This is a genomic window from Bradyrhizobium sp. 2TAF36, from assembly GCF_052114925.1.
Taxonomy (GTDB): Bacteria; Pseudomonadota; Alphaproteobacteria; order Rhizobiales; family Xanthobacteraceae; genus Bradyrhizobium; species Bradyrhizobium barranii.
In genome coordinates this window covers 1-21337 of record NZ_JBFRFR010000045.1, presented here as the reverse complement: position 1 = coordinate 21337, position 21337 = coordinate 1, and the positions used below count along the sequence as shown (strand labels likewise).

At 65.2% G+C, this 21337-nt stretch carries 25 protein-coding genes and 2 pseudogenes; 17 read left to right on the top strand and 10 right to left on the bottom strand.

Going from position 1 to position 21337, the window contains the following annotated elements; all coding sequences use genetic code 11:
• The first annotated feature begins 231 nt into the window (after positions 1 to 231).
• The gene (locus AB4Z51_RS25095) at positions 232 to 1128 is read left to right on the top strand and encodes a hypothetical protein (RefSeq protein WP_167768283.1); all 897 of its coding nucleotides are present in this window, start codon (positions 232 to 234) and stop codon (positions 1126 to 1128) included.
• 51 nt (positions 1129 to 1179) lie between these two features.
• Here the strand turns inward: AB4Z51_RS25095 and AB4Z51_RS25090 are convergent, their stop codons facing one another.
• Complete coding sequence (locus tag AB4Z51_RS25090) at positions 1180 to 1635, bottom strand: iron-sulfur cluster assembly scaffold protein (RefSeq protein WP_014494348.1); 456 nt, start codon at positions 1633 to 1635, stop codon at positions 1180 to 1182.
• A 242-nt stretch (positions 1636 to 1877) separates the two neighbouring features.
• On the opposite strand from AB4Z51_RS25090, the gene folE reads away from it, so the two are divergent.
• The 4 genes and pseudogenes from folE (at position 1878) to AB4Z51_RS25070 (ending at position 5554) form a co-directional block, all read left to right on the top strand.
• Entirely contained in the window at positions 1878 to 2570 is a 693-nt protein-coding gene (gene folE, locus AB4Z51_RS25085; RefSeq protein WP_028150233.1) for a GTP cyclohydrolase I FolE, read from the top strand.
• Between the two features lie 45 nt (positions 2571 to 2615).
• Positions 2616 to 3038: a phosphoribosyl-AMP cyclohydrolase gene (hisI, locus tag AB4Z51_RS25080; RefSeq protein ID WP_135216518.1), complete on the top strand. Its 423-nt coding sequence runs from the start codon at positions 2616 to 2618 to the stop codon at positions 3036 to 3038.
• 139 nt (positions 3039 to 3177) lie between these two features.
• A pseudogene (locus AB4Z51_RS25075) lies at positions 3178 to 4196 on the top strand (lytic transglycosylase domain-containing protein).
• A 182-nt stretch (positions 4197 to 4378) separates the two neighbouring features.
• Entirely contained in the window at positions 4379 to 5554 is a 1176-nt protein-coding gene (locus tag AB4Z51_RS25070) for a DUF2336 domain-containing protein (RefSeq protein ID WP_135216516.1), read from the top strand.
• A 212-nt stretch (positions 5555 to 5766) separates the two neighbouring features.
• Here AB4Z51_RS25070 and AB4Z51_RS25065 read toward each other — a convergent pair whose 3' ends face one another.
• Together AB4Z51_RS25065 and AB4Z51_RS25060 are read right to left on the bottom strand one after the other, a co-directional pair.
• The gene (locus AB4Z51_RS25065) at positions 5767 to 6300 is read right to left on the bottom strand and encodes an Hpt domain-containing protein (protein ID WP_441498208.1); all 534 of its coding nucleotides are present in this window, start codon (positions 6298 to 6300) and stop codon (positions 5767 to 5769) included.
• Positions 6301 to 6331: 31 nt separating this feature from the next.
• Positions 6332 to 6877: a response regulator gene (locus AB4Z51_RS25060; protein ID WP_008549760.1), complete on the bottom strand. Its 546-nt coding sequence runs from the start codon at positions 6875 to 6877 to the stop codon at positions 6332 to 6334.
• Between the two features lie 172 nt (positions 6878 to 7049).
• Here AB4Z51_RS25060 and AB4Z51_RS25055 point away from each other — a divergent pair, with 172 nt between their 5' ends.
• Genes AB4Z51_RS25055 through AB4Z51_RS25045 form a run of 3 tightly spaced genes read left to right on the top strand, consistent with a single transcriptional unit; the run spans position 7050 to position 8489 of the window.
• On the top strand, positions 7050 to 7613 hold the full coding sequence (locus tag AB4Z51_RS25055; RefSeq protein WP_441498207.1) for a DUF2975 domain-containing protein: 564 nt from the start codon (positions 7050 to 7052) through the stop codon (positions 7611 to 7613).
• A gap of 2 nt (positions 7614 to 7615) precedes the next feature.
• Positions 7616 to 7870 carry a helix-turn-helix domain-containing protein gene (locus AB4Z51_RS25050; RefSeq protein ID WP_441498206.1) on the top strand — a complete coding sequence of 85 codons (255 nt, stop codon included), beginning with the start codon at positions 7616 to 7618 and terminating at the stop codon, positions 7868 to 7870.
• 34 nt (positions 7871 to 7904) lie between these two features.
• Positions 7905 to 8489 (top strand): hypothetical protein, encoded by a 585-nt coding sequence (locus AB4Z51_RS25045; RefSeq protein ID WP_354125858.1) that lies wholly within the window; start codon positions 7905 to 7907, stop codon positions 8487 to 8489.
• 13 nt (positions 8490 to 8502) lie between these two features.
• Here the strand turns inward: AB4Z51_RS25045 and AB4Z51_RS25040 are convergent, their stop codons facing one another.
• A complete protein-coding gene (locus AB4Z51_RS25040; RefSeq protein WP_135216511.1) occupies positions 8503 to 9282 on the bottom strand; it encodes an NAD kinase in 780 nt (259 codons plus the stop codon).
• Between the two features lie 250 nt (positions 9283 to 9532).
• Between AB4Z51_RS25040 and AB4Z51_RS25035 the strand changes: the two genes are divergently transcribed.
• Complete coding sequence (locus tag AB4Z51_RS25035) at positions 9533 to 11104, top strand: S10 family peptidase (RefSeq protein ID WP_441498205.1); 1572 nt, start codon at positions 9533 to 9535, stop codon at positions 11102 to 11104.
• Here AB4Z51_RS25035 and AB4Z51_RS25030 read toward each other — a convergent pair.
• Both AB4Z51_RS25030 and AB4Z51_RS25025 read right to left on the bottom strand, forming a co-directional pair.
• A pseudogene (locus AB4Z51_RS25030) lies at positions 11091 to 12292 on the bottom strand (serine hydrolase domain-containing protein). The gene AB4Z51_RS25035 and the pseudogene AB4Z51_RS25030 overlap by 14 nt on opposite strands.
• A 109-nt stretch (positions 12293 to 12401) precedes the next feature.
• Positions 12402 to 12944 carry a tetratricopeptide repeat protein gene (locus tag AB4Z51_RS25025; RefSeq protein ID WP_135216508.1) on the bottom strand — a complete coding sequence of 181 codons (543 nt, stop codon included), beginning with the start codon at positions 12942 to 12944 and terminating at the stop codon, positions 12402 to 12404.
• Between the two features lie 250 nt (positions 12945 to 13194).
• On the opposite strand from AB4Z51_RS25025, the gene AB4Z51_RS25020 reads away from it, so the two are divergent.
• The 4 genes from AB4Z51_RS25020 to AB4Z51_RS25005 all read left to right on the top strand — a co-directional run bounded on the left by AB4Z51_RS25020 (position 13195) and on the right by AB4Z51_RS25005 (position 15702).
• Positions 13195 to 13563, top strand: a complete 369-nt coding sequence (locus AB4Z51_RS25020; RefSeq protein ID WP_135216507.1) for a His-rich protein BRANT — start codon at positions 13195 to 13197, stop codon at positions 13561 to 13563.
• Positions 13564 to 13817: 254 nt separating this feature from the next.
• Positions 13818 to 14210, top strand: a complete 393-nt coding sequence (locus AB4Z51_RS25015) for a hypothetical protein (RefSeq protein ID WP_135216506.1) — start codon at positions 13818 to 13820, stop codon at positions 14208 to 14210.
• 287 nt (positions 14211 to 14497) lie between these two features.
• Positions 14498 to 15205, top strand: coding sequence for an outer membrane protein (locus AB4Z51_RS25010; RefSeq protein WP_071917379.1), 708 nt, complete (start codon positions 14498 to 14500; stop codon positions 15203 to 15205).
• Positions 15206 to 15459: 254 nt separating this feature from the next.
• A complete protein-coding gene (locus AB4Z51_RS25005; protein WP_038935984.1) occupies positions 15460 to 15702 on the top strand; it encodes a DUF6719 family protein in 243 nt (80 codons plus the stop codon).
• Positions 15703 to 15742: 40 nt separating this feature from the next.
• Here the strand turns inward: AB4Z51_RS25005 and AB4Z51_RS25000 are convergent, their stop codons facing one another.
• Positions 15743 to 15997 (bottom strand): hypothetical protein, encoded by a 255-nt coding sequence (locus AB4Z51_RS25000; RefSeq protein ID WP_028150218.1) that lies wholly within the window; start codon positions 15995 to 15997, stop codon positions 15743 to 15745.
• A gap of 296 nt (positions 15998 to 16293) precedes the next feature.
• Positions 16294 to 16683, bottom strand: coding sequence for a hypothetical protein (locus AB4Z51_RS24995; RefSeq protein WP_441498204.1), 390 nt, complete (start codon positions 16681 to 16683; stop codon positions 16294 to 16296).
• Between the two features lie 102 nt (positions 16684 to 16785).
• Between AB4Z51_RS24995 and AB4Z51_RS24990 the strand changes: the two genes are divergently transcribed.
• Positions 16786 to 16950, top strand: coding sequence for a hypothetical protein (locus tag AB4Z51_RS24990; RefSeq protein WP_441498203.1), 165 nt, complete (start codon positions 16786 to 16788; stop codon positions 16948 to 16950).
• Positions 16951 to 16953: 3 nt separating this feature from the next.
• Here the strand turns inward: AB4Z51_RS24990 and AB4Z51_RS24985 are convergent, their stop codons facing one another.
• The gene (locus tag AB4Z51_RS24985) at positions 16954 to 17172 is read right to left on the bottom strand and encodes a hypothetical protein (RefSeq protein ID WP_441498202.1); all 219 of its coding nucleotides are present in this window, start codon (positions 17170 to 17172) and stop codon (positions 16954 to 16956) included.
• 208 nt (positions 17173 to 17380) lie between these two features.
• Here AB4Z51_RS24985 and AB4Z51_RS24980 point away from each other — a divergent pair, with 208 nt between their 5' ends.
• Positions 17381 to 19078 (top strand): methyl-accepting chemotaxis protein, encoded by a 1698-nt coding sequence (locus AB4Z51_RS24980; RefSeq protein WP_441498201.1) that lies wholly within the window; start codon positions 17381 to 17383, stop codon positions 19076 to 19078.
• A gap of 226 nt (positions 19079 to 19304) precedes the next feature.
• Here AB4Z51_RS24980 and AB4Z51_RS24975 read toward each other — a convergent pair whose 3' ends face one another.
• A complete protein-coding gene (locus AB4Z51_RS24975) occupies positions 19305 to 20066 on the bottom strand; it encodes a dienelactone hydrolase family protein (protein ID WP_441498200.1) in 762 nt (253 codons plus the stop codon).
• 87 nt (positions 20067 to 20153) lie between these two features.
• Here AB4Z51_RS24975 and AB4Z51_RS24970 point away from each other — a divergent pair, with 87 nt between their 5' ends.
• Together AB4Z51_RS24970 and AB4Z51_RS24965 are read left to right on the top strand one after the other, a co-directional pair.
• Positions 20154 to 20867, top strand: coding sequence for a class I SAM-dependent methyltransferase (locus AB4Z51_RS24970; protein WP_441498199.1), 714 nt, complete (start codon positions 20154 to 20156; stop codon positions 20865 to 20867).
• 105 nt (positions 20868 to 20972) lie between these two features.
• The coding region (locus tag AB4Z51_RS24965) for a c-type cytochrome (protein ID WP_441498198.1) at positions 20973 to 21337 on the top strand (365 nt) is incomplete at its 3' end.

Genomic DNA, 21337 nt, shown 5'->3' with positions numbered 1-21337 from the left:
CGTGAGCGAGGTATTGCGCGGTTCCGGCGCAGGGAACCGCAAGTTGTTGTTTCTGCGCCATATTTCCCGTGCTTTTTGGGAGCAGTGCAGCAAGTACCTGTGGACGATCTGTATTCCCCCGGATACCATTTTTATGACGACCGTGTGTAGAAACATACGCCCGTATGATGGACTCAGAGGGCGCTACCGAGGACTGTTGGGGAACCTTTGGGGCTTGGGGAAGGAACCAGATTGAGACTTCTGAATTCCCTCGACCGTCGCGGCTGGTTGTTGCTTGGGGCAGCCGCGCTTGGCGCCGCGCTCTTCGGAGCTGTCGCCACGACCGGCACAACGGCTCATGCCGGTGCCGCCCTCGAAGAGCGCAAGCTGCCGATGAAGTTCAACTGGGTCGCCTGCGACCCGAACTGCCGCGGCTGGGTCAGCGCGGTCGGCATCATCACCGCCGATACGCCGAGGGATTTCGAGGAGTTTTCGCGCGGACGCCAGCTTGGCGGCACGACCGTGGTGCTCGACTCCAGCGGCGGTTCCGTCAACGACGCGATCACGCTCGGCCGGCGCTTCCGCAATCTAGGACTTTCGACCACCGTCGGCATCAGCGTTCAGAACCGCAGCGGGCAGTCGGCCCGTCCGGCGGTTGCGCCCGAAGCCTATTGCGAATCCATGTGCGTGTTCCTGCTGCTGGCCGGCAAGAAGCGCTACGTGCCGGAAGCCGCTCATGTCCGGGTCCACCAGATCTGGATGGGCGATCGTGCCGACGATGCCAAGGCGGCGAGCTACAGCGCGCAGGACCTGATGATCGTGGAGCGCGACATCGGCCGGCTCGCCAAATACACGTTCGATATGGGCGGCGCCGGCGACCTGCTCTCGCTCGCGCTCAGCGTGCCGCCGTGGGAAGATCTGCACGAGCTGGATGCTGGCGAGCTGAAGCTCACCAATCTCGTGACCACCAATCTGGTGGCCGACGTGCTGCCGCATGTGGACGTCGCGGCGCCCGCGGTGGCGGAACTTGCGCCGAAGACGCAGGCGAGGTTCGGCGCGGAAGCGGAACCGCAGCCCGTCAAATCGACCAAGACGGCGGAAGCCTTGGTGCCGACCGGTGCAGCGCAAAGCGCAGGCTCGCAAAAGTAGGATTTCCCTGATCGTCATGCCGGCGCGCGCGCCGGAACGATCTCGACCAAATCAGCCCTGCGCCGCGGCCGGCTGCTTGGCTTTCGCCTCGATCTGGCCGATGGCATCGACCACGGCATCGAAGGTCAGGAGGGTCGAGGCGTGTCGCGCCTTGTAGTCGCGGACCGGCTCGAGGAACTTGATCTCTTCCCATTTGCCTTCAGGAGGCGCGCCGTTCTCCTTGAGCATCTTGCGAACGGTTTCGCGTAACTCGCGGAGTTCGCTCGCGGTCGAGCCGACGACGCGACTTGCCATGATGGATGAAGAGGCTTGTCCGAGGGCACAGGCCTTCACGTCATGGGCGAAGTCGGTGACCTTGTCGCCCTCCATCTTGAGGTCGATCTTCACGGTCGAGCCGCACAATTTGGAGTGGGCGGTGGCGGTGGCGTCGGGGTCCGGCAGCCGCCCGAGGCGTGGAATATTCCCGGCCAGTTCGATGATCCGCTTGTTATAGATGTCGTTCAGCATGTGATGGAGTCCAACACTTCCGCACCGGATCGGCCTTGGCGGGCGCCGCCCACGGTCCTATATAGGGGCGGAACTGGCGGAAAAACAGTCCAGCGGTGCGGCGGCAGCGGTCCAGATCTGCGCTGCCAGCGTGATGACCCAAAGGGCCTTTTTCGTCAAAACTGTTCTCTTCAGGCGTCTGGCGGCTTGCCGCCCCGTCTGCCGGTGACACTCCGGCCGCGAGGCCGTCGAACGGAGTAGACATGGACGCTGCGATCAAATCCATCCGCCCGGGCAAGCCCTCCGACCGCCAGCCCGAGAGCCGCCCGGCTGAGCTTGACCCTGCCGAATTCCTCGCGGCCGCCGTCCGCGCCGACCAGCCGCGCCCGGCGCGCGCAGAGGCGGAAGCGGCGGTGAAGACGCTGCTCGCCTATATCGGCGAGAACACCGCGCGCGAAGGCTTGCTCGACACGCCGCGCCGTGTGGTCGAGGCCTTCGACGAGCTCTATCAGGGCTACCACCAGTGCCCGGCCGAGGTGCTCGACCGCACCTTCGGCGAGACGGCCGGCTATGACGACTTCGTGCTGGTGCGCGACATCGAGTTCACCTCGCAGTGCGAGCATCACATGATGCCGTTCTACGGCAAGGCGCACATCGCCTATACACCGGTGGAACGCGTCGTCGGCCTGTCGAAGCTTGCGCGCCTGACCGACATCTTCGCCCGCAGGCTCCAGACCCAGGAGCACATGACGGCGCAGATCGCGGCGGCTATCGACGAGATCCTCAAGCCCCGCGGCGTGGCCGTGCTGATCGAGGCCGAGCATACCTGCATGTCGGTGCGCGGCGTTGCCAAGCATGGTGCCTCGACCTTCACCAGCCGCTTCACAGGCATGTTCCGCGACAATCCGGCGGAGCAAGCTCGTTTCCTGTCCCTGGTGCGAGGCACGACGCGCTGACCTCGCGAAGGTCTATGTTCGCGTCATGCTCTAGCGAGGACGCCCGTGTCCGCTCACTCCCATGAGATCGAGGAAGGCCTCGCTTTCCTGCCGAAGTTCGACGCCGCCGGCCTCGTGATCTGCGTGGCGACCGACGTCGCCACCGGTGACGTGCTCATGGTCGCGTACATGAACGACGAGGCGCTGCGCAAGACGATTGCGACCGGCGAGGCCTGGTACTTCAGTCGATCGCGCAATGCCTTGTGGCGAAAAGGTGAGACGTCGGGTCAGACCCAGCGCGTGGTCGAGATCCGCACCGATTGCGACCAGGACGCGGTCTGGATCCGTGTCGAGCAGATCGGCGCGGCCTGCCACACCGGCCGCCGGTCCTGCTTTTACCGCAAGGTCGAGGCCGAGGGCGGCGGCGCCAAGCTGGTCTTCATTGATGCGGACAGGTTGTTCGATCCGGACGCCGTCTACAAGAAATAGCCGGCCGTCACCCCGAATTCGGGCCGCAATAACGGGGAGGGGCAGATTAACCCCGCATTAACCATACCTGTCCCACGGTGAGACGACAGGCGCCGAATTGCCGGCGTCGCTCAACGCCGCACGGGGCGGGCACTCCATCATGTCGGTCGACAATTCCAGTGCCTCTCAGACGACGGGTCTCGATCCGTCGCGGGCACGCGTCGCCGGCGCGATCAAGCAGGTCTCCAACCGGACGGGCGTCAGCTTCCAGTACATGCTGACGACCGCCAAGATGGAATCGGATTTCGATCCGACGGCGGAAGCCACCACGTCATCCGCCCACGGGCTCTACCAGTTCATCGACCAGACCTGGCTCGGTACGGTGAAGGAGGCGGGCACCCAGCTCGGCTATGGCAACTATTCCGACGCCATCACAAGGACGTCGTCGGGCAGCTACGCTGTCGATGATCCCGCCATGAAGCGGTCGATCATGAAGCTGCGCGACGATCCGGAAGCCGCCTCCACCATGGCCGCAGCGCTGACGCAGTCGAACAGTTTCAAGCTGACCGGCCTGCTCGGCCGCAGGCCGTCTGACAGCGAACTCTACATGGCGCATTTCATGGGTGTCGGCGGCGCCGCAAACTGATTGCCAATGCCGAGGACAATCCGCAAGCGGTCGGTGCGCGGCTGTTCCCGAACGCGGCCTCCGCCAACCGCTCGATCTTCTACGCCAGGGACGGCCGCGCACGCAGCGTCTCCGAGGTCTATTCGGTGCTCGATGCGCGCTACGCCAGCGCGGCGAATTCGAAGACGACCCGCAGCGCAATGGCGATGTATGGCGACACGCCACCCACGACGCAGGTCGCAAGTGCCAACGGCGTGCAACCCACCGCGCCTGTCATCGACAACGCCGCTTATCTGCAGACCTTTCCGGAGGCGCGCGGCGTTACGCCGGTGAGTGCGACGTCGTCGTCAACGGCTGCGGACAACACGCCGATCACGCCCGCATTCCGCTCGATCTATCAGCCCGGCGATACCACGCAGCCGGTTTCGACCACGGTGCAGAAATTGTGGGGCAACAACGCCTCGCTTGCCTCGATCGCATCGGCGACGCCTGACGTGCGTCCGCCGCAACCGCTCGATCTCTTCAGCGATCGCAGCGGTACGTTCTCGAGCTGATGTCGTCGAGCAAATAACCTGCTCTCGTGTCCCGGACGCGTGGCAGGCGGCTTTGTTCCCTTAACAAAACGTCAATAAAACCAGCCAGTTATGGTGAACGCTTTGTTAAGCGTCGTGGTTTATTTTGTGTTGCAGGTGACAAGCCGTCACCGTTTTCGTTTGTTGTGTAAGCCGGAAGCAACATGATTGTTCGGCAGTTCATCAATTGGATCAGGACGGCGCCCGCCGGCGAGCGGGCCGAGGCAACGCGGGCATTGGCCCGGGCCTGGCTGATCTCAGACCTTTCCCATGACGACCGTATCGCGGCCGAAGGTGCGCTCCTGATGCTGCTCGACGATCCCTCGCCGCTGGTGCGGCAGGCGATGGCCGAGGCCTTTGCGCGCAGCACGGATGCGCCGGCATCGATCGTGCGGGCGCTGTCGGCGGACCAGCCGACCGTCGCGCTGCCTGTGCTCGAACATTCGCCGCTGCTGATCGACGCCGATCTCGTCGACATCGTCGCAACCGGCAATGACGAGGTGCAATGCGCGGTCGCCCGCCGCGTCGCGTTGCCGGTGTCGGTCTGCGCCGCCATCGCCGAAGTCGGCTGCGCGGCGGCCGCGCTCGAGCTGATCGAAAATCCCCACGCCGAACTCGCGCCGTTCTCCTGGAATCGCATCGTCGAGCGCCACGGCCATCTCGCCGCGATCCGCGAGGCGATGCTGGTGCTTGAGGATCTGCCGGCCGCAACGCGCGCCGCGCTGGTGGCAAAACTTTCCGATACCCTTGCGCAATTCGTCGTCGCGCGGAACTGGTTGAGTGTCGACCGCGCCGAGCGCATCACGGTCGAGGTGCGCGATCGCTCCACCATGAACATCGCGGCGCGGTCGCGCGGCGAGGACATGCAGGGCCTGGTGCATCATCTGCGCGTCACCGGCCAGCTCACCGCGGGCCTGATCCTGCGCGCGCTGCTGTCGAGCAATCTCGATCTGTTCGACGCGGCACTCGCCGAACTCGCCGACCTGCCGCTGGCACGCGTCTGCGCGCTGCTGCACGACCGTGGCGGCAATAGCCTGCACGCGCTGCTCCGCCGCGCCGGACTTCCCGAGGCGACCTTTGCGGCGTTCCAGGTCGCGCTCGATGCCTGCCACGAGCAAGGTTTTGTCGATACCGACGACGGCGCGGCGCGGCTGCGCCGGCGCATGGTCGAGCGCGTGCTGACCCATTGCGAGACCGACCGCGGCGCCACCGAACCGCTGATGGTCCTGCTCCGCCGCTTCGCCACGGAATCCGCGCGCGAAGAGGCAAGGCTGTTCTGCGACGAGCTCGTTGCGGATGACGCGCTCGATCCGGTGTATGACGATCTGATTGCGGCGTGACGAGACGCCGTAGGGTGGGCAAAGGCGCGTAGCGCCGTGCCCACCATTTATCCGCACAGCTTATATTAGTTGGTGGGCACGCTTCCGCCTTCGTTCTTCGAGCTACGGCGGACGAGTCGCTTTGCCCACCCTACGATACTTGCGCTCGCAATTGAGAGCGGGAGCCGCTACTCCGCCGGCACGATGCTCGGTGCCAAAATCACCTCGAGATGCTAGGGGCGGTCGCGGTTGACGTGGGCGAGATAGTCGTCGGCGACTTTACGCAGGCGGCGGCTGAGCTCGGCGGAGACGCTGATGCTGTCGAGCTTGGTGTTTTCATGCACGATGGCGAGGATGGCGTTGATGTGGTGCGTGAACAGCTCGGCCGGCACCTTGTCGAGATCGGGCGCGTGCTCGATGACGCGGCACAGGCTCTCCGCAACTCCCGCCGCCGCCGGATAGCCGAACGTCGCAGCGTCGCCCTTGATGTCGTGCGCGGCGCGGAACAGCTCGTCACGCCGCTCCTTGGTGAAGCCCTCATGGCGAACAGCGACATAAGCGGCCGACAGACGATTGACCTCGGTCGTCATCCAGTCCTTGAACTCACTGGACAGGCCCGCGAGTGCCTGCTCGGCGCGGGCGACCGGATCGTCCAGGTCCTTTTCTTCGACCCGGCGCAGAACCTTGCGCAGCGGATTGGGCTGCGTGATCACTTGGTGCGTGGCGAAGGCCGTGACCTCGATGTCCTTTGCGCCGTTCTTCGCCATGATGTCTGCCCCGATCGCGTGAGACGTTGCGCTAGATGGAGGAACGAGCCTTGTCGAGCAGCGAGGGTTGCTGGAGCACCTCGTGCTTTTCGCCGACGCGGCGCTCGGGGCCCATATAGGCGGAGTTGGTGTTGCGGCGCCGGTCCGGACCGAAATAGGTCTTGGTCTTGATGAAGGGCCGGGGATTGGCGACGACGTTGAGGATGCGCTGGTAAAGGCCCTTGGCGGAGATCGGCTTGGCCAGGAATTCGGTGACGCCGGCATCGCGCGCGACCGTGACGCGGCGCTTCTCGGAATGACCGGTCAGCATGATGATCGGCGCGTAAGGATTGCCCTTGGATTCCGGCTGCCGGATCATCTGCGCGAGCTCGAGCCCGTCGAAGATCGGCATCGCCCAGTCGGTGATGACGATGTCGGGCACGTAATGGCTGTACATTTCCAGCGCGGTGGCGCCGTCCTCGGCCTCGTAAACCTCGCGCGCGCCGAAGGAGTGCAGCAGCGTCCGCAGGATGCGGCGCATGTGCGGATTGTCGTCGCAGACGAGGAAGCGCAGCTTGTTGAAATCGATGCGGAACATGACGCCTGGGCCGGAGCGGTCAACTTTCGTTAACCATATCGCGGCGAGGGTTAAGGAAGGGTTGCTGCCGGCATTTCGCGGCGTGCGTGAGAAGGGGAGAAGTTAATATCGTAATTCTACCATTTTTTATTGTAAAACGATAAAAATATACAATTGGATGGGGGCTAGTCCGATGAGCGTCGTCGCGTTTCCTTTTCCTGCGCCGGTCGAGCCGCGGTTGCGGCGCATCGGACGGATCGTGGCCGTCGGCGCGCTCCTGTGCGTCGCCGGCGCCGTGCTTGCGGTGCCGCTGCTCTGGTCGAGCGACGAGATGCTCCGGCACTGGATCGCGACCCAATCCCCGCTGGGGGCGCGGCCCTTCACGCTCAACCTCAGTACGCGCCTCGCCGGCGCCCTGATCAGCCTGATCGGACTTGCGCCTGTCCTCTACGCTCTGTTGCGGCTCTCGATGCTGTTCTCCCGTTTCGCGCGCGGCGAGGTCTTCGTGACTGACAACGCCTGGCGCATCCGCCGGATGGGTCTCGCGCTGATCGTCAACGCGCTGATATCGCCGCTGGTGCAGATGCTCACCACGCTCAACCTGACGCGGGCCAACCAGCCGGGCCAGCTCGTGGTCATGTTCGGGATCGAGCAGTCGCATGTGCTGTCGGTGCTGAGTGGCCTCGCGCTCGTCGCCTTCGCGACCGTGATGGCCGATGCCGTTCGCATGTGGCACGAGAACAGCGAGATCATCTGACCATGCCGATCATCGTCAACCTCGACGTCATGCTCGCCAGGCGCAAGATCAGGTCGCGCGAGCTTGCTGCGCGCATCGAGCTCACGGAGGCGAACGTCTCCCTGCTGAAGTCGGGCAAGGTGCGCGGCATCCGCTTCGACACGCTGGAGCGGATCTGCGCCGTGCTCGACTGCCAGCCCGGCGATATCCTGGAATATGTCCCCGAGAACGCGGACGACGCGCTGGAGCCGCACGGGGCCGGCCGGAAATCAGCCTAGCCAATCCTTCAAGTCCAGATTGGAGATGCCTGCGATGAACCGCCTGGCGCGTGTTCTTGCGAGCGCGGCTGCGCTCATGCTTGCCGGTTGCAGCTCGGTGCCGCTGACATCGATCCCGCCGCTTGCCCGCATCGATGCCAGGACGACGGATCTGTCGATGCTGCGCGTCGCCGTGCAGTTGCCTGACGCGCTACGGCCACGTTCGGGCGGCGTCAAGCTCGACGTCGTCACCAAAGTGGCCGGCGAGGCCGAGACCAGGACGAGCTTCGCCATGATGGAGATGAGCGACCCGCGAGATCGCGCCGGCCTGCCTGCGCCGCCGCTGGGCTCCTCGACCTACGCCTATCGCTTGTCGCCGGGCGATGCTGCGCGCTTCGAAGCGCTACGTGCGTCGATGGTCGAGCAGGGGAAGCAAGGCAAACGCGGGTCGATGGGGCTCGGCGTGGCAGCCAAGGAATTCTGTCGCGCGAACGCAGCGCCGCAGGGATCGCTGCCTGTCAGGATCTATCTGATGACGTCGGAGACGAAGAGCTTCGTTCCCGTCGTCAGGGATTTCGATCTGCTCGGTGATCCCGCCATGGCGGGCGGCCTGGAATCGATTCAGTCTTGCGGCCAGTGATCCGCGCCGGCGCTCAGTAGCCGAACTGCTCGCGCAGGATGCGCTCTTCCAGGCTATGGCCGGGATCGAACAGCATGCGCATCGAGATGGTCTTGTCGGACAGCACCTCAACGCGGCGGACGTCGCGCACCTCGTCATGGTCGGCCACCGCCGCCACCGGCCGCTTGTCGCCCTCCAGCACCTCGATCACGACGTAAGCCGTATTGGGCAGGAGCGCGCCGCGCCAGCGGCGCGGGCGGAAGGCGCTGATCGGCGTCAGCGCCAGCAGCGCGGCGTTGATCGGCAGGATCGGTCCCTGCGCGGACAGATTGTAGGCGGTGGAGCCGGCGGGCGTCGCCACCATGATGCCGTCGGCGATCAGCTCAGCCATGCGCTCGCGCTCGTCGATCAGGATCCGCAGGCGCGCGGCCTGGAAGGTCTGCCGGAACAGGGCGACCTCGTTGATGGCGTGATGCAGGTGGACGCGGTCGTTGACGTCGGTGGCGCGCATCAGGAGCGGGTTGATCTCGGATTCCTGCGCCGCCTCGAGACGGGCGCGAAGGTCGACCGTCGAATACTCGTTCATCAGGAAGCCGACGGTGCCGCGGTGCATGCCGTAGATCGGTTTGCCCGAGTGCATGTTCTGGTGCAGCGTCTGGAGCATCAGTCCGTCGCCGCCGAGCGCGACCACGACATCGGCGTCTTTCGGGTCGCAATTGCCATAGTCCCGAGTGAGCTGGCCGAAGGCGGTTTGCGCCTCGCTGCTTGGGCTCGCGACAAAGGCGATCCGGTTGTATCGCGCTGGCTTGGTCATGGCTTCCGGGCAGGGCCGCTGGCTGGAGAAAGTTCCGCCGGGCTCGTCTATACGACCTGGGCCTCCATTGTCGAGAAGGACCGCTGTTCAAGGCAAACAGCGTCCATCCCGATTCAGGGCAAATCCGGGTCGATTTGTGCTCGCCCGGCTTCTTCAGGCGCCGCCGGGCCGGCTATCCCCCAAACCGTCGCAATTTCTCGCTAGCCTTGCGATGCTCGCCGGCTCTCGCAGCCGGACAAGGAGAACGATCATGGTCATGCGTTTGCCGGCGCTCCGCCGCGCGACCCTGGTACTGGCGGTGTCGACTTTCGCGCTCGCGGGATTTGCCCGCGCGGACGATCCGCCGCAGCCGCGCGCCGAGACGGCGGCCCCAGCGGGACAGAAGGGTGGTGGGCGCGGCGGCAACACGCCAGGCGCGTCACCGGGTTCATCGTCCGCCGCCGAGCCGCATCGACTTCCGTCGGATTCGACCACGAAGCAGACGCTCGATCTGCCGGGCCGCGCACTCGACTTCACCGCGACGGCCGGCTCGATCCGCGTGTTCGACGGCAAGGGTGAGCCGCTCGCCGACATCGCCTATACGTCCTATGAGCTCGATGGTGCCGACCGCGCGACGCGCCCCGTGACGTTCCTGTTCAACGGCGGTCCCGGCGCGTCCTCGGCATGGCTCCAGTTCGGCGCTGCGGGTCCGTGGCGGCTGCCGCTCGATGGCGAAGCCCTGTCGCCGTCCGCCTCACCCGATGTGAAGCCGAACGCGGAGACGTGGCTCGACTTCACCGATCTCGTCTTCATCGATCCCGTCAGCACCGGCTACAGCCGTTTCGTTGCCAGCGGCGAGGACGCGCGCAAGTCCTTCTACTCAGTCGACGGCGACGTCAATTCGATCGCGCTCGTGATCCGCCGCTGGCTGGAGAAGCACGACCGGCTGACCTCGCCGAAATATGTCGGCGGCGAAAGCTATGGCGGCATTCGCGGGCCGAAGGTCGTGCGCCAGTTGCAGCTCCAGCATGGCGTCGGCGTCAGGGGATTGATCCTGGTGTCGCCGCTCCTGGACTTCCGCGAGTTCACCGGCACCAGCCTCCTGCAATATGTCGCGACGCTGCCGAGCTATGTCGCGGTGGCGCGCGAAGCCAAGGGGCCGGTCAAGCGCGCCGATCTCGCCGACGTCGAGGCTTACGCGCGGGGCGAGTTCCTGGCCGACCTCGTCAAGGGCGAGGCGGACAAGGAGGCCACCAATCGCCTTGCCGACAAGGTCGCCGAGCTTACCGGGATCGATCAGGCCGTGAGCCGCCGGCTCGCCRGCCGTTTCGACGTCGGTGAATTCCGCCGCGAGTTCGACCGCAAGAACGGCAAGGTGACGGGGCGCTACGACGCCTCGGTGCGAGGCTATGATCCCTATCCGGCTTCGAGCAGCTCCCGGTTCGGCGATCCCTCGGGCGATGCGCTCCAGGCGCCGCTGACGAGTGCGGCCGTCGATGTTCTCACGCGCAAGCTCAACTGGCGGCCGGATGGCTCCTATGAAGTCCTCAACGGCGCCGTCGAGGGCAATTGGGATTTCGGCCGCGGCATCAACCCGCCCCAGTCGGTGTCGGAGCTGCGCCAGATCCTCGCCACCGACGGAAAGCTGAACGTGCTGGTCGCGCACGGCCTATTCGATCTCGCCACGCCCTATTTCGGATCGAAGCGGGTGCTCGACCAGCTTCCGGCGTTCGCCACGCAGCGGGTCAAGTTCGTCGTCTATCCCGGTGGCCACATGTTCTATTCGCGCGACGGCTCGCGGCAGGCGTTTCGGAGCGAGGTCGAGGCTCTTATCCGAGAGTAGGCCGCCGCTTGCGCGGCGGATATCTCCGCGCGATCTCGCGTGCCACGACACGCTCCGGCTTGATATTGGCGCCGGCGATCCAGATGTCGCTGACCTTGCCGCGCGCGTCACGGACGCGGCGCACCGGCTCGCCGTGGCTGGAGTACCCGGCAGCCCAGGCGAGCTTGCCGGTGTCGCGGCCGGTGACCTCGATCTCGGCGGCATCCATGAACGGATTGATGAACTGCGGATTGGCGACCAGCACGCGGTTGCCCGCGGGGACGAGATCGGTTGCGCCCCAGATCGTCCACCAGCGGCCGTTCCAGTCGCGCACGCGGCGGTCGGGGGCGCCGCGAGTCCTGAACACGCGCAGGATCTGCATCGCGCCGTCCATCCAGAACGGCGCCGCGCCGTCGATGGAGTTGCTGAGGATGCTGATCGCGAGCTCGCAAGCGGGGATGGAGCAGGTCCGGGAGATGTAACCCTGAAAATGGCCGCCATGGCCGAACCAGTCCCAGCCGTCGGTTTTGCCGGCGTTGATGCCAAGGCCGTAATAGGCCTCGAAACTCTGCGGGATGCGCCAGTGATGCCGGGTCATTTCGCGGCGGCTTGCGACTGAGAGCACGCTCTTCCTGGCGTTGGGCGCAAGCTGCGCGAAGAAGCGGGCCGTATCGCCGGCGGTGGCGGCGAAGCCCGTAGCGGATGCCATCGCGTGCGTCGGATTGTCGCCGGGGATCACGCAACGCTCGCCCAAGGGCACTTTTCGCGTGTGGCCGCGCGCGAACGATGCGCCCTTGGGAAGCGGCGCATGAGATAGGGACGGTTGTCGATGAACTGCCCGGAATCGGCGCCGTCGCGCGTCAGCCCCGCGCTGTGCGAGAGCACCTGCGCGATCGTCGTCTCGGCAACGCGCGGGTGCAGGCCGCCGACATATTGGCCGACCGTGTCGTCGAGCCGGAGCTTGCGCTGGTCGCGCAGCTTCATGATGCCGGCGGAGGTAAAGCTCTTCGAGTGCGAGGCGATACGGCAGCGGTGGCGCGGGGTGAGCTTCTCGCCAGTGTCGAGATTGGCAAGACCAAAGGCGTGCTCGGCGACGATTTCGCCGCGATGGGCAAATGCGACGATGACGCCGGGCTGCTGGAATGTCGTCTGTTGGAATTCGATCCAGGAGCCGATGTAGTCGATCGCGGATCGCAGCCACGTATCCATTGCGCACCAATTTGCGAGGGGAGCACTTGATGCGAGAGGCTAACCGAGAAAGCGGAACGGGCACAACCCCGAGGTTGTGCCCGCTCGTTTCGTTCGAGGATGCGATGTCTCAGTAGACGAGCGTCGCGCCGGTCGGCTTGTCGAGCGCCGCGGCGAGCGAGCGATACTCGGAGCTGTCGGTGCCGGCGAGCGAGGCGATCTTGTTCAGGTGGTACTGCGCCTGTTCGCGGTTGCCCTGCTCGAGCTGCCAGAGGCCGTAATACTGCCAGGTGCGGACGTGGTTCGGATCGTCCTTCAGCGCGATCTCGTAATAGACCTTGGACGACTGGTAGTCGCCGAGCTTGCGATAGGAGTAGCCGATCAAATTGGCGACGTCGGCGACGTCGTCGCGCTCGAGCGACTTCAGCTGGCCGATCGCGCTCGTGTAGTCGTGACCGTCGTAGATCGTGGTGTAGGCGGCGCGATAGGCCGCGAGGAATTTGGGATCGCTGATGGAGGAGCTCTTCTTCTTCCCCTTCTTGGCCGAGCTGTCCGACTTTGGCGGCGGCGAGGGCTCGTCGCTGCCCGCGGCGTAGGCGCTGGTCAGCATCGGTCCGGCGGCCAACGCCATCGAGACAAGCCCCGGTACCAGAAGCATGGAAAGTTTGCGCATCTATCTTCTCCCGTATGGAACGTGGCGATCCTACACGATTGCCCAAAGACCGGAACACCCAGCGGGCAAAAACATTCCCGCTTCGCACGATCTATTCGCCCCTCCGCAGATGACAAACTTGTCATCGAGATGAACAGAAGCCTGCGACGGGCTTCAGATTGGGTTCAGTGCACGCCGCCTAGGCTCCACCCACGATCGAAGAGTAGGCGAGAGGGCGCCGCCTCAAGATCCTTCAAAGAGGAGACCGACCATGTTGAAGACCATTTCCGCAGCCTTGCTCGCCGCTTCCGTAATCGCAGCCCCGGCCTTCGCCGCTGAAGCCGGCAAGACCACCACGACCGCGCCGGTGATCAAGGCGGACCAGAGCCAGACCAAGGTGTCGACCACCGCCGTGAAACCCGAGGCCGGCGTCAAGGCCGACACGAAGGCCGCCGACGTCAAGGCGGACGCCAAGGTGGATACCAAGTCGAAGGCGATGAACGCCAATGCCGCGGTCACGCCCGACGAGCACAAGGCCGTGCGCACGCATCGCCACCACAACAAGCATCTGTCGGCCAAGAAGTCGCTGAAGGCGCAGCCTGACGTGACCAAGCCGGCGGCCATCGACAAGCGCAGCTAACGACTGATCCGGCGCGGCGGCATCCCTGGCATTGCCCGCCGCCGCGTGCGGAATTCAGGCCCGGCCCGTCGTCTCGGCGTCAGCGCGAAAGCGCAGGCGCCGACGGCGGGGCGGTGCGTTATTTGCGCAGCCTACGAGCAGGAGCGAATTCCCTTCGTGCAACCTTGGAGCTAGAACATCCTCCGAGTCTGATCGAGCGGAGAGCGTGGCCTGTGGGGCGATTGGCGAAGCGTGCGGTGATCTTGGCGTTGGTTATGGTCTTGCCGCTGGCGCTCGCGGCATGTTTCGGCAGCGACGGTGATCGTCCATCCCTGATGGAGGGGACCCAGGCGGGAGGGCCGCAGCCGTTTCCCGACAATTTTCGCAGTGACACGCTGGCCTTGATGCGCGCTTACCTCAACAATCCCGTCGGCGTGCGCGAGGCCAGCATGGCCGATCCGGTGCTGCGCGAGATCGGCGGACGGCAGTTCTACGTCGCCTGCCTGCACTTCACGCCACGCGAGACTGACGGCAGCTACAAGGGCATGCGCGAACGGGCCGCCGTCTTCGTCAACGGGCGGGGCGACCGCATCGTCGATCGCGCCGGCGAGCTCTGCGCCGGTGCGGTTTACGCACCCTTTCCGGAACTGGAAAAGATGGCGCGGTAGCGCAAAGCCGGCCTTCATCGGCAGGTGCTAGGACAGGGGCCGCCGGAGCCGCTGGATCACAATTTGGCGAGCTTTGAACGGGGCTGGTTTGCCTTGCGACAGATCGTTACAGCCCGCCTTGCGCAGACGACGAAAACAGTCGGTGCAAGCAGGTGTGACGGAACAAAATCGCGTTGTTGCCAACCCGTCACAGTTACAGACGATCAACGTTCCGGCATCGCCGCGAAGCAACCTAATTCACGCCACGTTGTTTCCTGAGTGTCGAATTTGAAAGAACGGGGATGATCATGAAGACGATTTTGCTGGGCGCCGTCGCTCTGCTGGCGCTGGCTGCACCGGCCGCCGCGGCCGACATGCAGCCGCGCACCTATACCAAGGCGCCCGCCTATACGCCGCCGCAGGTGATCTACAACTGGACCGGTTTCTACATCGGCGGCCATGTCGGCGGCGCGTTCGCCGGTGACAGCAGCTTCCAGTCGAGCGACGCCCGCTTCCTGGGCGGCGTGCAGGGCGGCTTCGACTACCAGTTCGCGCCCAATTGGGTGGTGGGTATCGAGGCCCAGTACTCCTGGCTGCCGACCAACAACAACGGTGTCACGTTCCCGCTGGGGACGCAGGTGACGTCCAACACCGACCAGCTCGGGTCGGTGACCGGCCGCATCGGCTACACCTGGGGACCGGCGCTGGTCTATGCCAAGGGCGGTTACGCCTGGCGTAATGGCGGCCTCGGCGTCAACGTCGCCGGCGTGGCGCAGCCCTTCACCGCCACTGGCAACAACAAGGACGGCTATACTGTCGGTGCCGGCCTCGAATACATGTTCGCACCGAGCTGGTCGGCCAAGGCCGAGTACCAGTATTACAACTTTGGCAGCACGACCTTCACCTCCGGTCCGGCCGACGTCGTCGGCGTCCGGGGCCGGGAGGACGAGCATACCGTCAAGGTCGGTGTGAACTACCGCTTCGGCTGGGGCGGACCGGCAGCCTCGCGCTACTGACGCCCAACAGCGACCACGACCTGACAAGGGCCGGCTCACGCCGGCCTTTCGTTTGCCACCAGACCCTTGTTTACCTGCCTGTTGTTTGCTTTGCGTGAACCATCTGGCGCGTCATTTGCAAGCAAACGGTCTGGCGCGCGCGTTCTCACGCGCGTCATGGGACTGGCGTAAAGCAAAAATAATTTTTGCCGCCTACGGAACTCGCGCTCCGGAAGGCGTTATATGAGAATTACCGGGCTGGTGGGACGACGGACATGCGTATCTTTGTGTCGGCAGTAGTGCTCTCGTGCTTCATCTCCCTGCCGTGCGCTGCACAGACAATCCTCAAATCCGAGCCTCTGATGCTGGCACCCTATGAGGTGGCCTTCGTCAAGGACGCTTCCTGCCCATCCGGCAAGGTGCTGAAGGTAACGGGCGCGATCCGCGGGCTGCACCGCCGCAAGGCCTGCGTGGTGCTGGCGGGCGAGCAAGCCTCGCTGGCGACCGCGACCCCCTGAGAGATCCCTCGCTGAGATACCCTGGGCTTGCGGCCGAACCTCAGGAATTCAGCTCAAGCTCCATCCTCGACTGCTGCTCGGCCTCGGCCTTGTTCCTGGCGGGGTCCTCGCCTTGGGCGGCCCGGCAGGGCTTGATCTCGTAATCATTGTCCAGGACCCGGCGCGGCCCGTGGCGCTGGTCGTCGGTGCTGACATCCACGACGAGGCCGCTTTGCTGAGCGAGCTGCCAGACGTCGGCCTCGCTGGGATAGGCCTTGCTGATTTGGGCGTCGTTGCAGAACAGGGCGTAGGGCATTCTTCCCGCTCCCGGAAAGCGCGTTAACGGCTTCATGGGGCAGGGGGTTCCGGGACGATCACGGGGGCGTGATCGGAGCCGCGGACCCTGAGTCTTTAACGAGTCCTGAATCCCAAAAAAAAGAATCCCTGGGACTCATTTGCCGGAATCAGCGGATGTTTTCGGCCATGACGACTGACCTCAAGACCTGCTGCGGGCACATGCTGCTGCCACTGACGCTGGGATTGCTCAGCGCCTGTGCGGCCAATCTCTGGTTGGTTTGGTCCTGGCTGTAGGTGTCTGATCGACCGTCGGCCTTAGTTTTCGGCTGGCGGACGGAGGGAGGGGTCGCGAATGGCCGCGCGGAGCCTGGTCAGGGTCGCCGCGCAATACTCCTCCCGCTCACGCTCGAATCGCTCCTGATGCTTGCGGAAATTGGCGATGCGGGCCTGCATCTCGGAGCGGAAATCGCCGCTTGTCCGTGCTGGCGGGATCATGACGGGCGGGGCGAGCGGGACTGGCGGCGGCTTGATCTCGACCGGCAATATCTCGACCGCCACGGTCTCGACGGTGACGGTCCCCACCGGCACGTCCGGTGCAGCCGTCGGTCTCTCCGGCGGATGGACGTCACCCTTCTTGCCGGTCACCGATTGGACGAAGGCCATTGTCTGCGCGATCAGTGCGTCGCGCTCGCTGATCCACTTCATGGTCCACCTCTGTTGGAGCTATTCCAGCAAAGCTGGCCGGCCGAATCAAGGAGGTGTCCGGCTGGGGATTGCATATTTTTCCCGCCCGCCCGACAGTGGGGAATGGACGTCAAATCGGACCAGTGGGACGAAGCGCAGGGCCTGAGGCTCGTCCGTGCGTTCTTGTCCCTGCCGCCCGACAAGCGGGCGGAGGTGATCGCGTTCGTGGAGGAATTGGCGCGGGCCCAAGGCCGGCCCGAGGCGGGCACAGAGGCATCGCCGACGTGAGCGCTATCGCTCGCGCGGGTTGATGTTGGGCTCGAACGGCGCGCCCACCACCCGGACCGGCGTCGGAGCCGTAAGGTCGATCGCCGCGCGTTCGGCGACCTGCGTTGCCGGAGCCGGTCCTGGTGCCAGCTCGAACAGCGCAACGGTGCCGGCCACGGCGACAGAGCATAGCGTCACCGTCGCCAGCAGAAACATGTTTCGGTTTTCTTCCTTGATCCGCATGGGGCGACAACGGCTGACGCCGTCGACCGGTTCCGGCCGGATCACGCCCCCAAAACAGGCAGAAGCTTACGCGAGGCTTACGTCGACCCCCCGAATAGTTATTTTTCCGTAAGACTGCTCGGGGGATTTGGCATTAAATCTTAGCGTCCACCGGTTCCAATGCCCGTTGCTGGGATTATGCGTCGGCAGAAGCATTGGGACGGCTGTGATGAGCTTTTTGAACAATCTGAAAATCGTATGGAAGGTCGCACTGATCGTGGCGGTGATGGGATGCGCGATGCTCGCCGTCGCCGGCTTCGCCGCGCGTGAACTTTCGGCGACCGTCGACGGATTTGCCGAACTCTCCGCCGCACAATCCTCGGCGCTCAACCTGACGCGGGCCCAGCGCCGCGCCGAGACCTATCATGCCGCGCTCTATGCGGTCTTCACCGAAGCGACGGAGGCGGGCAACGCTGGCCGTCTCAAGATCGCGAACCAGAACCGCACCGAAATCAGTCAGTACCTCGATGCGGCCGTGCAGGACGACCCGTCGCGCGCCAGCCAGGTCAAGAGCATCGGGGACCAGCTGAAGGCCGCGTTCGCCAGCTGCGATCCGGTACTTCAGGCCGGTGCGCAGGCAAGCAGCGTGGAGGAGAATGCCAAGGCCGCCGAACGTGCGCACAAGGAGTGCGATCCGGTGCTGGACGCGGCCCTCGCACGCATCGTCCAGTTCGTGACCGAGTCCGCACGGGCGGTCAGCACCCGCAAGGAAGCCATCAACCGCGACGCCAGATCCGCGACCTGGACCGTGATCGGAGTCAGCGCCGGCGGCCTGATCGTCGGCATCGCGATCGCGCTGTTCATCGGCCTCRATGCGATGTCCCGGCCGATCGCCCGGCTCAAGCTCGCCATGGAGGGTCTCGCCCGCAACGATCTCAAGACCGAGGTGCCCGAGAAGGAGCGGAGCGACGAGATCGGCGACATGGCCAGGACCGTCGAAGTCTTCAAGACCAACGCGCTCGAGGTCGAACGTCTCAAGGCTGCGCAGCTCGAGATCGAGAAGCAGGCTGCCGAGCGGCGCCGCCGTGACATGGTCAACCTGGCCGACGGCTTCGAACGCGCGGTCGGCGAGATCATCGAGACGGTGGGCTCGGCGTCCACCGAGCTCGAAGCGTCGTCCTCGACGCTGGCCACCACCGCGCAACGCGCGCAGGAGCTGACCTCGGTGGTCGCGGTCGCTTCGGGTGAAGCCACCGGCAACGTGCAGTCGGTTGCGACCGCCACGGAGGAGCTGTCGTCCTCGGTCAACGAGATCAGCCGGCAGGTGCAGGAATCCGCGCGGATGGCGGGCGAGGCCGTCACCCAGGCGCGCACCACGACCGCGCAGGTCAGCGAGCTCTCGATCGCGGCGGCGCGGATCGGCGATGTCGTCGAGCTGATCAACACCATTGCCGGCCAGACCAACCTGCTGGCGCTGAACGCCACGATCGAGGCGGCACGCGCCGGCGAGGCCGGCCGCGGCTTCGCGGTCGTCGCCTCCGAGGTGAAGACGCTGGCCGAGCAGACCGCGAAGGCGACCGGCGAGATCAGCCAGCAGATTTCCGGCATCCAGACCGCGACCCAGGAATCCGTCAACGCGATCCGCGACATCTCCGCGACGATCGAGCGGCTGTCGGAGGTGTCGTCCACCATTGCCGCGGCCGTCGAGGAGCAGGGCGCCGCGACCCAGGAGATCTCGCGCAACGTGCAGCAGGCCGCTCACGGCACCCAGCAGGTCTCCACCAATATCACCGACGTGCAGCGCGGCGCGGCCGAGACCGGCTCGGCGTCCTCGCAGGTGCTTTCGACCGCCAAGATGCTGGCGACCGACAGCAACCGGCTGAAGGACGAAGTCGGAAAATTCTTGCGGACCGTGCGCGCGGCGTAAGTGTGTGCGGCGGCACTCGTCCGCCGCGCTCACCGCGCCTAATGCGGAAGCAAGAGGCCGAGCGCGAACACCAACAGCATCGCCGTCATGACGACGGCCGTCACGGCGCCGGCAACGATTTTGGCCTTCTCTTTGCTGGTGGTCGAGCGCATGCGGGCTGAATGCTACCTGATGTTGAACTTCGGTCCAATCTGCGGTCAGGAGCCATCTTCGTGACCCGCCTCGGTCAGGCGGCGAGCCTTGGCTGGAAGAACCGTGTGACGCGATCGATCGCATCGGATGTCATCGGGTCGGTGTCGGAGAAATCAAAGCCGTGGGCTTTGCCTGGATAGGGCACGAATTCGGCCTCGGCGCCGACCGACTTGYCGAGCTCGACCAGTTGCCGTCCCTTCGCGACCGGCACGTTCCTGTCTGCCTCGCCATGCAATGCGATCAGGGGCGGCAGGTGCTTGACCTTGGCGGCCATAGCGTCGGGGATGCCGCCATAGAGCACCGCGAGCGCGGCGATACGCGTGTCCCGCGCGGCGGTGTCGGCGGCGACGTAGCCGCCCAGCGAGAAGCCGAGCAGGCCGATGCGCCTGGAACTGTCGGACCGGCCCAGGATGGCCGTCACGGTGGCGGAGACCGTGTCGGCCCAATCGTCGAACCGCGTCGTGTGATAGGCATCGCGGCTCTCATGCGTGCTGGACTTCGGCGTCAGCGCGGCCGTATCGGCCGGTGTCATATAGCGGAGAAAATAGACGTCGATGCCCTTGGCGGACAGCGCATCGGCATATCGCTCGTAGGCGCGGAGCCTAAGCTCGATGCCGCGGGACCCGTGCAGCACGATCACGGCAGGGCGCTTCCCGGCCACCGTCGCCGCGTAACGTGATACAGGCAGGCCGTCATTGCCGGAGGTGACGCTGAACTGTTCGCCTGGTGCACCGTGTGCAGGGATAGACGTCAGCAGCGCGGCGATGCCGGTCATGGCCGTTCGTCGGGTAATCATCAGCGAACTCGCGCCAGGGAGATTTCGGAGGCGACGCGTCGACTGTATAGTGTGCTTGCGACGGAGTCTTGACGCGAGTCCCGCCCGATGATCACCAATCGTCCACTCGTGCTCGCCCATGAGCGCTTCGTTGCGGACCGCGAGAGCTTTGACGGCCTCGATCTCGCCGCGCGGTTCGAGCGGATCGAGCGGACCAACCTGTGGGGCGCGGCCACATCAGTCTCGGGCCTCGGCTCGGAGGACCCGGCGACCGCCGCGATCCGGGAGGAGCTTCCTCCCCTGCTGCAACGGCTCGGCGCGCGCTCGCTGCTCGATGCGCCCTGCGGCGATGCCGGCTGGATCGGCCGCATCAAGCTCGACCTCGACTACACCGGCATCGACATCGTGCCGTCGCTGATCGAGACCAATCGCCGGCGCGTGGCCGGCGGCGAGTTGTCCGGCCGGTTTCTCGTTGCCGACATCACGCGCGATGCGCTGCCGCGCGCAGATGTCATCCTGTGCCGGGACTGCCTGGTTCATTTGAGCTTCGACAACATCGCCCGCGCCGTGGCCCGCTTTGCCGAAAGCGGCGCGGGCTTCCTGCTGGTCACGACATTTCCAGAATGGGATGCAAATCGCGATTGCGCGGATGGCGATTGGCGCGCGCTGAACATGGAGAAGGCACCATTCAACTGGCCGTCGCCGCGCGCGCTGATCAACGAGCGTTGCGAGGAGGGCAGCGGCGGCTGGCGCGACAAGAGCCTTGCCCTATTGCGTCTGGATGAACTGCCCGATCGTATCCGCATGGCCACGGCGATGTGACGGACGCAGGCGGAACGTCCATTGCTTCCGCGATCGCACTGGCGATACACTTCAGGTTGTGTGACGCGGTCTTTAGGTCGCGTGCCGACGATACCGGAGAACGCCATGAAGCCGAGTTTTGCCGTAGCGGCTCTGTTGATCTGGTGCTCCACGCCAGCACTGGCGCAGCAGGACGGCGCCGCGCTCTACGCAACCCACTGCGCGCAATGTCACGATGCCGGCGATGCCCAGAACCGCGCGCCCGCGCGCGGCGCCATGCAGGCGATGTCGTTCGATCACGTGCTGGGGACGCTGACCTCCGGCAGCATGGCCGCGATGGCGAAGGAGCGCAACGACGACGAGCGTCGCGCGATTGCTGCTTTCGTCACCGGCAAGGCCGCAATCAACAGCGCGTCCGACGGGCAGGGCCGCTGCACGCAGCAGATCAGCGGCTTTCCGCAACCGCTCGACGGTCCACGCTGGAACGGAAC